Annotated in this window: 13 protein-coding genes; 9 read left to right on the top strand and 4 right to left on the bottom strand. The window is 32.3% G+C overall.

Features of this window, described 5'->3' with window-relative positions:
• Nucleotides 1–35 precede the first annotated feature (35 nt).
• Nucleotides 36–731, bottom strand: a complete 696-nt coding sequence (locus tag KO504_RS05175; RefSeq protein ID WP_179339550.1) for a LytR/AlgR family response regulator transcription factor — start codon at nucleotides 729–731, stop codon at nucleotides 36–38.
• A gap of 201 nt (nucleotides 732–932) precedes the next feature.
• On the opposite strand from KO504_RS05175, the gene rpsF reads away from it, so the two are divergent.
• From rpsF to KO504_RS05150, 5 genes are all read left to right on the top strand, one after another.
• Entirely contained in the window at nucleotides 933–1283 is a 351-nt protein-coding gene (rpsF, locus tag KO504_RS05170) for a 30S ribosomal protein S6 (protein WP_092443854.1), read from the top strand.
• A gap of 2 nt (nucleotides 1284–1285) precedes the next feature.
• On the top strand, nucleotides 1286–1582 hold the full coding sequence (rpsR, locus tag KO504_RS05165) for a 30S ribosomal protein S18 (protein WP_186845850.1): 297 nt from the start codon (nucleotides 1286–1288) through the stop codon (nucleotides 1580–1582).
• A 12-nt stretch (nucleotides 1583–1594) separates the two neighbouring features.
• Complete coding sequence (gene rplI, locus KO504_RS05160; protein ID WP_215925262.1) at nucleotides 1595–2056, top strand: 50S ribosomal protein L9; 462 nt, start codon at nucleotides 1595–1597, stop codon at nucleotides 2054–2056.
• A 113-nt stretch (nucleotides 2057–2169) separates the two neighbouring features.
• Nucleotides 2170–3042 (top strand): glycerophosphodiester phosphodiesterase family protein, encoded by an 873-nt coding sequence (locus tag KO504_RS05155; protein WP_215925261.1) that lies wholly within the window; start codon nucleotides 2170–2172, stop codon nucleotides 3040–3042.
• Nucleotides 3043–3148: 106 nt separating this feature from the next.
• The gene (locus tag KO504_RS05150; protein ID WP_215925260.1) at nucleotides 3149–3625 is read left to right on the top strand and encodes a DUF6495 family protein; all 477 of its coding nucleotides are present in this window, start codon (nucleotides 3149–3151) and stop codon (nucleotides 3623–3625) included.
• 210 nt (nucleotides 3626–3835) lie between these two features.
• Here the strand turns inward: KO504_RS05150 and KO504_RS05145 are convergent, their stop codons facing one another.
• Nucleotides 3836–5077 carry an ABC transporter permease gene (locus tag KO504_RS05145; RefSeq protein WP_215925259.1) on the bottom strand — a complete coding sequence of 414 codons (1242 nt, stop codon included), beginning with the start codon at nucleotides 5075–5077 and terminating at the stop codon, nucleotides 3836–3838.
• A 234-nt stretch (nucleotides 5078–5311) separates the two neighbouring features.
• Between KO504_RS05145 and hisS the strand changes: the two genes are divergently transcribed.
• Nucleotides 5312–6694 carry a histidine--tRNA ligase gene (gene hisS / locus KO504_RS05140; RefSeq protein WP_215925258.1) on the top strand — a complete coding sequence of 461 codons (1383 nt, stop codon included), beginning with the start codon at nucleotides 5312–5314 and terminating at the stop codon, nucleotides 6692–6694.
• A 59-nt stretch (nucleotides 6695–6753) separates the two neighbouring features.
• Here hisS and KO504_RS05135 read toward each other — a convergent pair whose 3' ends face one another.
• Nucleotides 6754–9516 (bottom strand): LamG-like jellyroll fold domain-containing protein, encoded by a 2763-nt coding sequence (locus KO504_RS05135; RefSeq protein ID WP_215925257.1) that lies wholly within the window; start codon nucleotides 9514–9516, stop codon nucleotides 6754–6756.
• Nucleotides 9517–9983: 467 nt separating this feature from the next.
• Between KO504_RS05135 and KO504_RS05130 the strand changes: the two genes are divergently transcribed.
• From KO504_RS05130 to KO504_RS05120, 3 genes are all read left to right on the top strand, one after another.
• Nucleotides 9984–11609, top strand: coding sequence for a tetratricopeptide repeat-containing sensor histidine kinase (locus KO504_RS05130; protein ID WP_215925256.1), 1626 nt, complete (start codon nucleotides 9984–9986; stop codon nucleotides 11607–11609).
• 1 nt (nucleotide 11610) lies between these two features.
• Complete coding sequence (locus tag KO504_RS05125; RefSeq protein ID WP_215925255.1) at nucleotides 11611–12276, top strand: DNA-binding response regulator; 666 nt, start codon at nucleotides 11611–11613, stop codon at nucleotides 12274–12276.
• Between the two features lie 215 nt (nucleotides 12277–12491).
• Nucleotides 12492–12854, top strand: a complete 363-nt coding sequence (locus KO504_RS05120; protein WP_215925254.1) for a hypothetical protein — start codon at nucleotides 12492–12494, stop codon at nucleotides 12852–12854.
• 34 nt (nucleotides 12855–12888) lie between these two features.
• On the opposite strand, the gene KO504_RS05115 is transcribed toward KO504_RS05120, so the two are convergent.
• The gene (locus tag KO504_RS05115) at nucleotides 12889–13332 is read right to left on the bottom strand and encodes a hypothetical protein (protein ID WP_215925253.1); all 444 of its coding nucleotides are present in this window, start codon (nucleotides 13330–13332) and stop codon (nucleotides 12889–12891) included.
• Nucleotides 13333–13744 lie beyond the last annotated feature (412 nt).

Below are 13744 nucleotides of genomic sequence, written 5' to 3'. Positions count from 1 at the left end.
TATAATGTAATGCTTTATATGTAAATATAATATTCTTACATATTATTTAAAGCATCTACTAATTGGGTCTTTTTATTTCGACTCAAAGGAATTTCATAAGCACCAACTTCAACATTTTTACTGTTAAATCGGTCAATTTTATCGAGATTCACAATGTAGGATTTGTGAATTCTTAAAAACTTACCTTCGGGTAACTCTTGTTCAAAAGCTTTCATTGTAGATAGTACTACCAAGCTGTTTTCTTCAGTTACTACTTTTACGTAATCACCAAGCGCTTCAATCCATTTAATATCCTTAATATAAACTTTACGTTTTTTAAGGTTACTTTTTACAAAGATATGTTCGCCATCCGTTTCGTTAAAGTCTAGTTTTAATTTGTGTTGCTCAATAGCTTTTTCTACAGCGACATTAAAACGTTCTTTAGTGATTGGTTTTTGAAGATAATCGGTAGCATCATAGTTAAATGCTTTAAAAGCATACTCGGTTTTACCAGTAACAAAAATAATTTGGGGTTTGTTGTTGAGTACATCTAGTAATTCAAAACCGTTTAATACAGGCATCTCTATATCTAAGAAGATAAGATCTACTTTATGTGTATTAAGACCGTTTTTTGTTTCTAACGCACTGCTGTACTCTGCAATAAGGTTAAGTGAGGAATGATTCTCAATTAACTTTACTATAGAGAGGCGCTGAATCGCAGAATCATCAACAACTACACAGTTTAAAGTCATAACATTATTTATTTTAGGTTAAGATATCGACAATAGTACGATAAATTCGGTTAAAAAACAAATATTACCGACAAACCGTAAGATTTAACATAATTTTTAAAGCAATAATGTAGTCTTAATATTAGATTAGAAAAACGTTGTCAAATATAGAATTTATGTGTATTTTTGCAGCCGTTTTAACAATAAACAAAATTATTTATTATGAATCATTATGAAACTGTTTTCATCTTAAATCCCGTTTTATCTGAAGACCAGATAAAGGAGACAGTAAAGAAATATGAGGATTTCCTCGTTTCTAAAGGAGCTAAGATGGTATCAAAAGAAGATTGGGGACTAAAAAAATTAGCCTACCCAATTCAAAACAAAAAAAGTGGTTTTTATCACTTATTTGAATACCAGGTGTCTGGTGAAGTTATCGAACCTTTAGAGGTAGAATTTAGACGTGATGAGCGTTTTATGCGTTACTTAACTGTGAAATTAGACAAACATGCTATTTCATGGGCTGAGAGAAGAAGAGAAAAAATGAAAGTTAAAGCAAAAGCAAAAGCGTAATTATGTCATCAATAGAACAACAAGCAAAAGGAAAAAAGGACGGAGAAATTAGATATCTTACTCCTTTGAACATAGAAACTTCTAAAAATAAGAAGTATTGTCGTTTCAAAAAATCTGGAATCAAGTATGTAGATTATAAAGATGCAGATTGGTTATTAGGTTTTGTAAACGAACAAGGCAAGTTATTACCAAGACGTTTAACAGGAACATCTTTAAAGTATCAAAGAAAAGTGTCTGTAGCTGTAAAAAGAGCGAGACATTTAGCTTTAATGCCTTACGTAGCAGATTTATTAAAATAAAATATCATAACAATGGAACTTATATTAAAACAAGACGTTGAAAATTTAGGATTTAAAGACGATATTGTATCTGTTAAGAACGGTTATGGTAGAAACTTTTTAATTCCTCAAGGACAAGCTATAATGGCTACTTCTTCTGCTAAAAAAGTATTAGCAGAAACTTTAAAGCAAAGAGCTTATAAAGAAAAAACTGTTATTGCTGAAGCTGAAAAAACTGCTGAAGCTTTAAGAGGTTTAGATATTAAAATTACAGCTAAAGCTGGTACTGGTGCTACTGCTGGAGACAAATTATTTGGTTCTATTACCAATATAGATTTGGCTGCTGCTATTAAAAACGCTGGTCATGAAGTTGACAAAAAGTTTATTGCTATCACTGGTGGTAACATTAAGCGTTTAGGTCAGTATGAAGCTGCAATTAGATTACACAGATCAGTAACAGTTGATTTAACTTTCGACGTTGTCGCTGACGCATAATCTTTTTATTACAATTATTAAAAACCGTTTAGTTTACTAAGCGGTTTTTTTATAACTTATTTTTTGAATAGAATATAAGATTTAAATCGCTTAAGCATTGCAATATTTATAATATGAAACAGTTTCTTTTAATTTTTGCGCTTTGTGCTTTTTGGGCTTGTAAACAAACTAAAACGTCAACAGATACTTTAGAACTACAGCCTTCTAAATTAATAGAACGCTTTAAGGTTTCAAATTTAGAGTATCCAAATATCAGTGTACATAGAGGTGGAAAAGGATTTATAAATTATCCAGAAAATTGTATAGAAACACTGAAATATGTTAGTGATAGCATTGTTGCAGTCTATGAAGTTGACGTCGCTCAGACCAAAGATGGGAAATTAGTCTTAATGCACGATAAAACGATAGATAGAACAACAACAGGAAGTGGGAAAGTAGATGAATTATTATACCAAGAATTGAAGCAATTTAATTTAAAGGATGATTATGGTAATAAAACAGACTTTAAAATTCCTTTGTTCTCAGAAGTTTTACAATGGTGTGTAAAAAATAATGTCATTCTAACAGTAGATATTAAAAAATCTGTAAGTCAAGAAGCCGTTATTAAAACGATTAGAGAATTTAAAGCTGAAGATGTTTGTATTATAATTACTTACAATGTTGAAGAAGCTAAAACCGCTTATAAAATAGCACCAGATTTATTATTGTCTGTTTCAGCTAGAAATGATGACGAGCTAAATCGGTTATTAGAAACTAATATTCCTACTAAAAATATGTTGGCTTTTACAGGGACACGTTTGTCGGATCCGTTACTTTTTAAAAGTTTACACGATAAAAATATCGTTTGTATTCTAGGTACATTAGGAAACTTAGATAAAAGTGCAGAAGCAAGAGGAGATAAATTATATGTTCAGTGGAAAGAAAAAGGAGCAGATATCATAGCTACAGATAGACCTTTTGAAGCTTATAAAGCGATCAATAATTAAATTTGAAGTGTTAGCTGTTGTATTACGCGCAGTAGAAATGCTCATTAAAAAGTAAATAATAATTAAACAAATTCCGCATAAGTGCGGAATGACAAATAAATTTGTCATGAAATACACAAGATTAACAAAAGAACAATTTGAAGAATTACACCAAGAATTCATCAACTTTTTAGCAACACAATCCATTACTGCAGACGAATGGGAAGATATAAAAAAGAATAAACCAGAAGTTGCAGAACAAGAATTAGACGTCTTTAGTGATTTAGTATGGCTAGGAGTATTAAATAAAGTGCAATATTTAGAGCATATCTCGCCACAGCAAATACATCTTTTTCAGTGCAATGAAAAGAGTATGCGTTTAATTGCCCTAAGAATCCAAAATAAGGCTGTTGATTTTACAACTAAAGAAGGTTTTAACTGGTTACGAGATAATTTATTATCAGATTCTGTTGAGTTCTTTAATGCTAAAAAAGACTATTCAGACGATAAGCATTTAGATATTTTTAAAATGATTCAGGCTGGAGCCAATATCACAAAAGGGGAATTATTTAATTATTTTGCTAATTTGGTAAAAGGAGCATAAAACCCTTTAGTTTAGTCACTTTTATTTATAGGCCTTTCTTTTGATTTGTAATTAACAATGCTATAGAAAGGCTTTGTTATATGCGTTATTTCATTTAGAAATAAAATGATAAAAAAGTGTTTAATAACAAAAATCTGGAATCAGTGACATTAGCTAAACTCAACTATCAATGGGATTCTATTAGAATAAAACTCTTGGCTTTACGAGTCTTTATTCATAACGTAAAGACTCAATAGGATCTAATTTTGCAGCTTTTGTGGCAGGATATAAACCAGAAACAATAGCCACAACAAAAGCAATGCTTGTAGCCCAAATCATGGCTACCCAAGGTGTAGAGAATTCGAGATCAAATCCTTTGGCAACTGCTAATCCTATTAAAATACCAAGAATAGTTCCTAATAGACCACCAAGTTGACCAATGATTATGGTTTCCATAAAAAACTGAAAGGCAATAGTTTTGCTCTTAGCGCCAAGCGCTTTTCTTACACCAATCTCACGAGTACGTTCGCTAACGGAAACGAGCATAATATTCATTAAGGCAATTGTAGATCCAAAAATGGTAATAATGCTAATTATCCAAGCAGCTACATAAAGTGCTGCTGTATTTTGTGCCACTTGGTTTAATAAATCATCACTTCCCTTAATTCCAAAATCATTTTTTTCAATAGGGTTAAGGCCTCTAATGTTTCTAAAAGTTATTATGGCATCTTCTTTTGCTGCTTCAAGCATGTCTCCTTTATCAACCTTAACACTTAAATTGTAATTAATATTTGGATTGGTAAAGATGGAACGTGCTTTTTGGATAGGCATAATCACTCTTAAATCTTGATTGTTGCCAAACGTAGATCCTTTTTCTTTTAATACGCCAATGACCTTAAATTTAGAGCCTCTAACGCTAATTGTTTTGCCAATAGGGTTGTCTTCAGGAAACAGGGCTTTGTGTAAATCGCTACCAATCACACAAACAGCGTTTCCGTTTTTTGCATCAAATACATTTAAAGAACGGCCATTTTCTATTTCTAAACCGGAGTTTTCAATAAAAAACTCATTTGCTCCAATAACAGCTACTTCAGGGTCGGTTTTTTTACTCTCGTATTTTATTTCTGCAGAAGAAGTCCCAAAGAAAGACACAGCTACTTTTGTAAACGGAAAGTTATAATTTTCTTCAAAATCTTTTACATTTCGGTAGCTAATCACTGGATTTATTTTTTGTCGTTCTCTACTGCTTTGGCGTTGTGCCGTAAATTCGTAACGCTGAAAATTAAAAGTATTAGAACCCATAGATAAGAAATTACCAGTAATAGTATTTTCTAATGCAGATACACCACTTAAAATCCCAACCAGTGCCATAATACCAATAGCGATTATTAAAACCGTTAGTATGGTACGTAATAATTGACTTTTTATAGAGTCGAAAGCAATTCTAATATTCTCTTTAGCTAATGAAAACATAGTTTTTTGGATACGTTAGTTGGGTTGTTTTAAGTATAAGACTACTTAAGTAGCATAAAGTTACTATAAAATCCAATTATCTTAGTAAGACCTCTAAAAATTATAATATTTTTGTGACTTCATCATAGAAATTTCATAGTTTCAAGGATGAAGTCACACGGAGGATAGTCGAAGTGTTTTTTTTATAAAATAGAGTTTCACTTAAAAAGACTCCCACTTTCGTGGGAGATTAATATGGCACAAAAACCAAGTATACCAAAAGGCACAAGAGATTTTAACGCAGAAGATGTTGCAAAGCGTTCTTATATCATGGAAACGATAAAAGCACAGTTTCAAATTTTTGGATTTCAACCTATTGAAACTCCAAGTTTTGAAAACTCGAATACCTTGATGGGCAAATACGGAGACGAAGGAGATCGCTTGATTTTTAAGATTTTGAATAGTGGTGAGTTTTTGAAAAAAATTTCAGATGAAGATTATAAGTCTAAGTCGGAAGCTATACTAACTTCTAAAATTTCAGAAAAGGCATTACGTTACGATCTTACAGTCCCTTTTGCAAGATACGTTGTACAACACCAAAACGACATCGAATTCCCTTTTAAACGTTACCAAATACAACCGGTTTGGCGTGCAGACCGTCCACAAAAAGGACGTTTTAGAGAGTTCTATCAGTGTGATGCCGATGTTGTAGGTTCTAAATCCTTGTTTCAAGAAGTCGAGTTTGTACAGTTGTATGATGCTGTATTTTCGGCATTAAAATTAGAAGGTGTTACGATTAAAATTAATAACCGTAAAATCTTATCAGGTATTGCAGAAGTTATTGGAGCACAAGATAAACTCATCGATTTTACAGTGGCTTTAGATAAGTTAGATAAAATAGGTGAGGAGAAAGTAAAAGACGAAATGCGTAGTAAAGGTATTTCTGAAGATGGTATTACTAAGCTTCAACCGTTATTTACTTTAAAAGGAGATTTTGGCAATCAGATAGACAGTTTAAAATCTATCTTGAGTTCTTCAGAAATTGGACTAAAAGGCATAGAAGAACTTGAGTTTATAAATACTGCTATTTCCAACTTAGAATTAAAAACGGCAAACCTTCAACTTGATGTTACTTTAGCAAGAGGACTAAATTATTATACAGGAGCCATTTTTGAAGTCTCAGCTCCAGAAGGAGTAAAAATGGGTTCTATTGGTGGAGGCGGTCGTTATGATGATTTGACGGGGATCTTTGGTCTTAAAGATATGAGTGGAGTAGGAATTAGCTTTGGTTTGGATCGTATTTATTTGGTGTTAGAGGAATTGGGATTATTTCCATCGACCATTACAGAATCTACTAAAGTACTCTTTATTAATTTTGGAGATGAAGAAGCGTTATTTAGTTTGAATGCTGTAACTAAATTACGACAAGCTAATGTAAAAGCAGAATTATTTCCAGATGCCGCAGTTTCAGGTAAGCAAATGAAAAAACAAATGAATTATGCGAATCGTCGCCATATTCCGTTTGTAGTTTTGGTTGGTGAAGAGGAAGTTAAGGCTAAGTTATTCACGCTTAAAAATATGGATTCTGGAGCGCAAAATAAATTTTCCTTTGAGGAGTTATTAGAGGTACTAAAATAAGAAAAGCCTCAGTTTTAAGTAGACTGAGACTTTTCTAATCACTAACTAAAAACAATCAACTATTTTATTAATACTTTTTTGGTTACTAAGGAACCCGTTTCGGTTTGTAATTTGATAATATAAGTACCAACAGTTAAATTACTTATTTTATATTCTGAATAATTACGTTGTGCTATGTTGTTAATTGTGTAAACAGATTGACCTAGCATATTATACAAAGTCATAGATTTTACGTGTAATTGATTTGGATTAACAAGTACAATTTTTTCAATAGTATTTGAGTATAATACATCTATATGACTTGCTATTTGATCACCAATACCTAATACTTGTTCTGGTGTACCAAAAGTGATTTCAAAACGATCTAAATATTCTCCTTCATTTAAGAAAATATCGTAATTACTAGCTCTTAAATCATGATAGACATCTAGTTCCATGTCATGTAAATACACATTAAAATTGTCAGGAACATGTTCTAATGCATCAATCATTATTGAATTGATACCATCCATATCTGTTTTAATTCCTAAAGGGTATGTGGTATTAATGTCTGCTTCATTACTGGCTTGAATGATATACGCATCAGTATTAATTACCCAAAACATATCATCTATTTGGGTTTCGTTTAATTTGCCATCATAAGCCCAATCAACACCAGGAGTTGCATTATCGTCTATGGTTAATAATAATTGACGATGAATGGTATTTACTGAATTAAATCCTATTCTAAATTTCATTCTGTCATCACCATCATCAGTATTATTAGTTTCACTAGTTGGAGTTGTATTATTAAATGCACTTCTTATAAATACCGAAGAATTATCTTCAGTTTTAAAGATACGTTGTCCGTTGTTAAAATTAATAGTTCCAGAGTTTTCTCCAGTGACAAAGAACGCTTGCCCAATAGGAATATAACGTCCTGGTTTTTTTGTAGGTGTACCTCCTGAAGCCACATCTGGATGATTATTAGCCTTGTAGGCTGCAGCTACTGCTCCAGAAAAGTTGTAAGTAGCATATCCGCCTTGATAATCTTGTAAATAATGAGAACCACCTCCCCAATGATTCCAAAAATAAAGCGTACCGCTTATTAAAGGCGTGGAGTCTGGAACTGGAGTATTGTCATAGTCTAATGTTGGACCATTATCTCGAATAAATTCATGGGCATCTATAGCTGAAGGGTATGGGTTTCCTACTAAATAATCATTGTTAGCTGCCAATGTAAGGTTAATATCGCCATTGTTTGGCTTACCTGAAAACACATAATTTTGTGGTGTAGAAATTGAACCTGTTCCTGGGCCTTTCATGGTAAATCCTTCACCAGGTGATAGAGTACCTGTTTTTCTAATATGTTGCCATGCTGAATATGTATTAGTTGGTAGATTGGCGTATTTCCATATCCAATAGTCAGCAATCTTAATAGGACTAGTTGCAGCACCATCGTAACCAGAAGATGAAAAGTTGATATTGATGGGGTTGTTAGGATCTGAACCATCTTTCATGACATCCATAACCCTAAAATTATTTGATGCTGAATTTTGCATTTTAACAGGAGAAGACCAATAGTTGTAAGTATAAGTATCTGCAGTACCTTGTTGGTCACGTTCTATTTTACCAATACTTGCAGAATCGAGGATACTATCTTCACCTTGTACTAATTGAGATTCGCCTTCGAGATCAATAAAACCATCTAATTTTAAATACCAAGATATGTTTAATTCTGAGTCGTTTGTGACATGATATTCTATGGGATTAGAACTGGCATCGTTTTCATTAATAATTAAACCTAAATGCGTTTGTTTACTATTATAGGTAACATTATTGTGTTCTACTCTAACAATAGACCAATCGTAAGTTATGACATCATCTCCATTAACTCCATCTGCCGTATTTTCAACAGCAGCATCTAAGCTGCCACTACGTTGTGTAACAAATGGCATTGGTGCTGATTGAGGTACAATCTGACTAGTGGCAATGTTGTGTAGTGTTGCGCCTGTACCTGTGTCAATAGCTGGCGTAGTTAAGTTGTCTGTAATATTTCCTCTATAACTATCAAAACGGTAATATCTAATGAGATTAGACCAAGATAAGCTGCTGATATTTATGGGGATTTCTGTACCGCGAACATTGCCATTATTTTCAATTTCTTGGTATACTATTTTTTGAATTTGTTCATTAGAAAGCGCTTTGTTAAAAAGTCTTACTTCGTCTATATGCCCTTTAAAATGCCATTTATCTGTTCCGTAATATCTTCTCCCAACATAAAATGGTGTGCTATCTGTATTAAGAGGGCCGCCGTTAAGATAAATGTTATTTACTTCTTCTCCATTGACGTATAGTTTTAGTCGGTTTTCAATATTACTATATGTTGCGCTAATATGCATCCATTGATTGGAGGGTAATATCATGGGGGTGCTTATAGAGCTACTGTTAGTTTTAACGACTAAGCGGTTAAAGACTAAAAATAAAGAAAAATTATCTTGACCAACTATGGTTTGAATCATTGGTCCTGATGGATCAATTTTTACCCATGCCATTAATGAAACTTCTTGCCATCCGCTTAATAGTGAGGCGTCTTCAACATAATCATCAACACCGTCAAAATAAAGCTGGAATTTTCCGTCTATATCTACAGGTGGTTCAGATGATATACTTGTTGCGTTAAAAGTATCTGTAAAATCCGAATTATTGTCTTTGCCGTTACAATCTTCATATTCAGATAGCTTATCATCTGGAATTAAAGTATTGTAAGAGAAAGCATTAAACGCATACATAAGCAATAAGCATAATGTAAAGCGTTTCAATATAATATGAACACGATCCATAAGTGGTTAAATTTATTTAGTTTGGGACTAAATTATTCGACAAACATAATATTTTTATCCATTAAATGCAAATAAATCCGATTAAATGTATTTTTTGTGGCTTTTTGCCGTTTTAAGCCTTGCTCAGGTAGACTAAATGAGTCGTGTTTTTTGTGTTGTCTCGCCTGTATTTGTAAACCTTACTTGATGTTTCTGTTTTAAATTGATGGATATATAATTAATTTTAGGTAATTATACGATATGTGATTTTCTTCAGTTTAGCATTCTTTTTATCTAACTTTTAGAGGTTGGTAGATGAAAATATAATCGCAAGCATATTAAAAAAAAGAGAAGATATTACGCATCTATCACTTCACTTTTATTCTACAATTCCATCAGTAGGTATGACTAGTTAGTATTAAATTTATTATTATTTTAGGGGAATGATTTCAACTAAAATTTCTTCTCTTTTTTTTTGCCTTCTCCTAATGTTATTATTCAGCATTAGCGCTAATCAAAATTGTTACGGACAACAACAAGAAGAAGACAGTACAGACTACAGACGTTTAATTTTAAAACCCAAAAATATTTCGGATTTAACAAAGGGGTTTAGATTCTATTTAAATTCTAAAGATGCTAAATTAGAACGGTTAGATACTATTGGCGCTATATACGATTTGCGTTTAATTTCTATTGCTCTTAGGAAAAAAGGACTTTTACATGAAAGTGAGAATTATGCCGTTGAAGCTCTAAAACTGTTAGATCATTCTAGTATAAAGGATTCTTTAGAAAATGAATCTCGAACAGCATTATATAATCATCTAGGACTTATTAATGAAGACTTAGAGAACAATGACTTGTCTTTAAATTATTATAATAAAGCTATTGCTATTGCAGATGCTTTTAACAGTAAGAGTACTATTATAAAAAATCGCGCAAATGTGTACCTTAAAGAAGAAAGGTATAAAGACGCTATAGCAGATTATTTAAGTGTTTTAGATTTTAGTATTGAAAATGAATCTAAAACTAAAGTTGCCAGGCTGTATGATAATTTGGGTTACGCGCAATCCAAAATTGATCATCCTGAGGCTTTAGGCAATTTAGAGAAAGGATTGGATATGAGAAAAGCTGTAGAATCGTATTCTGGATTAATTACCAGTTACTTGCATCTAGCGGAGTACTATAGTGATAGAAATCAGAAAAGTCAGGCACTAGCATATACGGATAAGGCGTTAACCTTGGCTAAGACTAGTGGAAATAAATATTATGAAGCTCATGTTTTAGGGTTTAAAATGACACTGAAGAATGATAAGGAGGTTATTAGGTTTAAGACATTGAATGATAGTATTAATTTGGCAAATCAGGTGTTTAAAAATCAGTTTGCATCAAGTAAGTATGAATTTTTTAAAGAGAAAAAACGTGCAGATGAAAATGAAATTTTAAAGGAGAAAGAGAAATTTAAACGTCTGGTTGTTCAGTCTATAGCAGGCTTTGTGATACTATTAACTGTATTTGTAGTGCTCAAACTTAATGATAAGCACAAAAAAGAAAAATTACAACAGGTCTATCATACAGAAACTCGTATTTCTAAAAAAGTGCATGATGAAGTCGCTAATGACGTTTATCATGTCATGACTAAACTTCAGAATAGCGACCATGTAAATGAGGAGCTTTTAGACGATTTAGAAGATATTTATGTTAGAACAAGAGATATTTCAAAAGAAAATAGTGTTATAGATGTGAAGGGTAATTTTAATGCGCAAATTTATGATTTACTATCTAGCTATAGAACTAAGGATGTTAATGTGATTACTAAAAACAGTTCGAACATTAATTGGAATGGCTTGTCTGATATAAAAAAAATAATTCTTTACAGGGTCTTACAAGAATTAATGACCAATATGCGTAAACATAGTAAAGCCTCTATTGTTGTTTTAAACTTTAGTCAAACCCATAAAAAAATAACCATTGACTATAACGATAATGGTGTTGGTAGTAATATTATTAAAAGCGATGGTTTGCAAAATGCGGAAAACCGTATTGAATCTATCAACGGATCAATTACTTTTGATTCAGAAATTAATAAAGGCTTTAAAGCACAAGTTATAATTTAATATGTTTTCAAAAGTATTAATATCCGATGATTTAGGGAGTATCAATCAAGGTGTGGGCACGGTTTTAGAAGGCCTTGGCATTACAGATGTAACACAAGTACAGTACTGTGATGATGCTTATTTAAAAGTTAAAAATGCGTACCAAAAAGCAGAGCCTTATCATTTATTAATTACAGATTTATCTTTTAAAACAGACCATAGATCTCAAACTTATGCTTCTGGTGAAGCTTTAGTAAAACAATTAAAACAAGAGTATCCTGAGTTAAAGATTATTGTGTATTCAGTAGAGGATCGTTTGCAAAGGGTAAGAACTTTAATTCAAACACATAAGGCTAATGCTTATGTGTGCAAAGGCCGACAAGGTCTTAATGAGCTTAAGGCAGCTATTCAATCGGTTTATCATGATAATATTTACATTTCACCACAAATAGAGCAGGCTTTGCGTCCTAGTACAGACTTAGAAATAAGAGACTACGACATTGTATTGCTAAAACAACTTTCTAAGGGTTTATCTCAAGAAGAAATTAGTAAGTTTCTAAAGCATCATGAAATATCTCCAAGCAGTTTAAGTTCTGTAGAAAAACATTTAAATAAACTTAGAGTGCAGTTTAAAGCTAAAAATGCCATACATTTAGTGGCCATTGTAAAAGATTTAGGGCTTATTTAATTTTCCGATTAAGGAAAACCGTAAGGTAATTAGCTAAATCATTTTTAACTTTACGGCACATTGTTATTTGCTATTAATATATTATTCTAAGGAAGAGGGTAGGGTGCACATTTTTAAATGTGCACTTTTTATTTTTATATTCTTTAGAAGTATATTTATAAAACGTTTCTTTTTATATAGTGGATAAAACCCAAACAAACGACACAAAACACCAAATGACTATAAACGAATTACCAGGCACATACAACATCATAGGAAGCAACCAAGACGAAAATGGCATAGCTTACAAAGGTATGTTAGAATTAGCCTTAGATGAGCACAACCGAATACAGGCAAAGTGGCTAATTAATACTAATCAAGAGCAATTTGGTACTGGTTTTTATAAGGACAACATTTTGGTTATTAATTTTAATTATAAAGGTGATGATGATCTTACTTATAAAGGGGTTGTGGTCTATAAATGCATTACTAAGGACTTATTAGATGGCTTTTGGTCTGAGAAGCATGGTAATCCGTTGTATCTTGGAGAGGAACGTTGTTATAGGGTTGGAGCCGAACAGCTTGAGTTGGTTAATTGAGATTGCTTTGTTCTGTGTCCTCGCAAGGGCGTAACTAACGTTTGTCATTAGCATTAGCCCATTGCTTATAACGGTTAAACTGTTCTTTATCTAGGATAGTCTCTAAGATATTAGCTTCTGCGTCGATACGGTCGTTAGCCGAAAGGTTTTTATAAGGGGGTTCTGTATTGGAATCCATCCAATTGGCGAGTGCCGTTTCATAGCGTTGTTGTTGATCGTCGCTCATTTTAAATTGCGCAAATAAACGCATTTGTCGTTCTGGGTTGTTTAGATTCCAGTTTTGGTCTATGTCACCGGTTTTTTCCTTGTAGGTATAAACGTCTTCTTCAAAATTGCCATCCTTTTCATAATTTCTGGTATCGGTAAGTTCTTCGTTCATTGGATTTCTAGTGTCTATGCTTTCTTTTGAGGTTTCATTTTTACAAGAAAAAGAAAGCGTTAATAGTGCTAAGGCTAAAAAGGGATATGTTGTTTTCATAAGATTACTATTTAAAATTCAATTTAAATATAGTGGTATAAATTTCATGATTTTAACTCAAACCGTTTAAATATTAATCATTTAGGTATGGTTGAGTTGTGAGGTGGTTACTATTGGTTGTGCTGGCACACTATTATAGATTTTTTAAATTTTTGTTGTACTCGATTTTGCTTTGCTTAATACATAGAAGGTGAGCTTTACAATAGTAAAAGTTTGCAATGCTAGGGCATTGCTATGGCCTTTTTTTATGCTTTAACGCTTTATATATTTTTTGATTTACTTTCAGTGAATCTTCGCGGGTGAGCGTGAGCTGTACAATAGTAAAAGTTCACAATGCTAGGGCATTGCTATGGCCTTTTTTTATGCTTTTACGCTTTATATATTTTTTGATTTACTTTCAGTGAATCTTCGC

It is taken from the genome of Winogradskyella psychrotolerans, assembly GCF_018860565.1.
Classification (GTDB): domain Bacteria; phylum Bacteroidota; class Bacteroidia; order Flavobacteriales; family Flavobacteriaceae; genus Winogradskyella; species Winogradskyella damuponensis.
This window is presented reverse-complemented; position numbering and strand designations above follow the sequence as displayed.

Coding starts and splice junctions, on each gene's coding strand:
- KO504_RS05175 (WP_179339550.1), bottom strand. CDS start 731: ATGACTTTAAACTGTGTAGTTGTTGATGATTCTGCGATTCAGCGCCTC.
- rpsF (WP_092443854.1), top strand. CDS start 933: ATGAATCATTATGAAACTGTTTTCATCTTAAATCCCGTTTTATCTGAA.
- rpsR (WP_186845850.1), top strand. CDS start 1,286: ATGTCATCAATAGAACAACAAGCAAAAGGAAAAAAGGACGGAGAAATT.
- rplI (WP_215925262.1), top strand. CDS start 1,595: ATGGAACTTATATTAAAACAAGACGTTGAAAATTTAGGATTTAAAGAC.
- KO504_RS05155 (WP_215925261.1), top strand. CDS start 2,170: ATGAAACAGTTTCTTTTAATTTTTGCGCTTTGTGCTTTTTGGGCTTGT.
- KO504_RS05150 (WP_215925260.1), top strand. CDS start 3,149: ATGAAATACACAAGATTAACAAAAGAACAATTTGAAGAATTACACCAA.
- KO504_RS05145 (WP_215925259.1), bottom strand. CDS start 5,077: ATGTTTTCATTAGCTAAAGAGAATATTAGAATTGCTTTCGACTCTATA.
- hisS (WP_215925258.1), top strand. CDS start 5,312: ATGGCACAAAAACCAAGTATACCAAAAGGCACAAGAGATTTTAACGCA.
- KO504_RS05135 (WP_215925257.1), bottom strand. CDS start 9,516: ATGGATCGTGTTCATATTATATTGAAACGCTTTACATTATGCTTATTG.
- KO504_RS05130 (WP_215925256.1), top strand. CDS start 9,984: ATGTTATTATTCAGCATTAGCGCTAATCAAAATTGTTACGGACAACAA.
- KO504_RS05125 (WP_215925255.1), top strand. CDS start 11,611: ATGTTTTCAAAAGTATTAATATCCGATGATTTAGGGAGTATCAATCAA.
- KO504_RS05120 (WP_215925254.1), top strand. CDS start 12,492: ATGACTATAAACGAATTACCAGGCACATACAACATCATAGGAAGCAAC.
- KO504_RS05115 (WP_215925253.1), bottom strand. CDS start 13,332: ATGAAAACAACATATCCCTTTTTAGCCTTAGCACTATTAACGCTTTCT.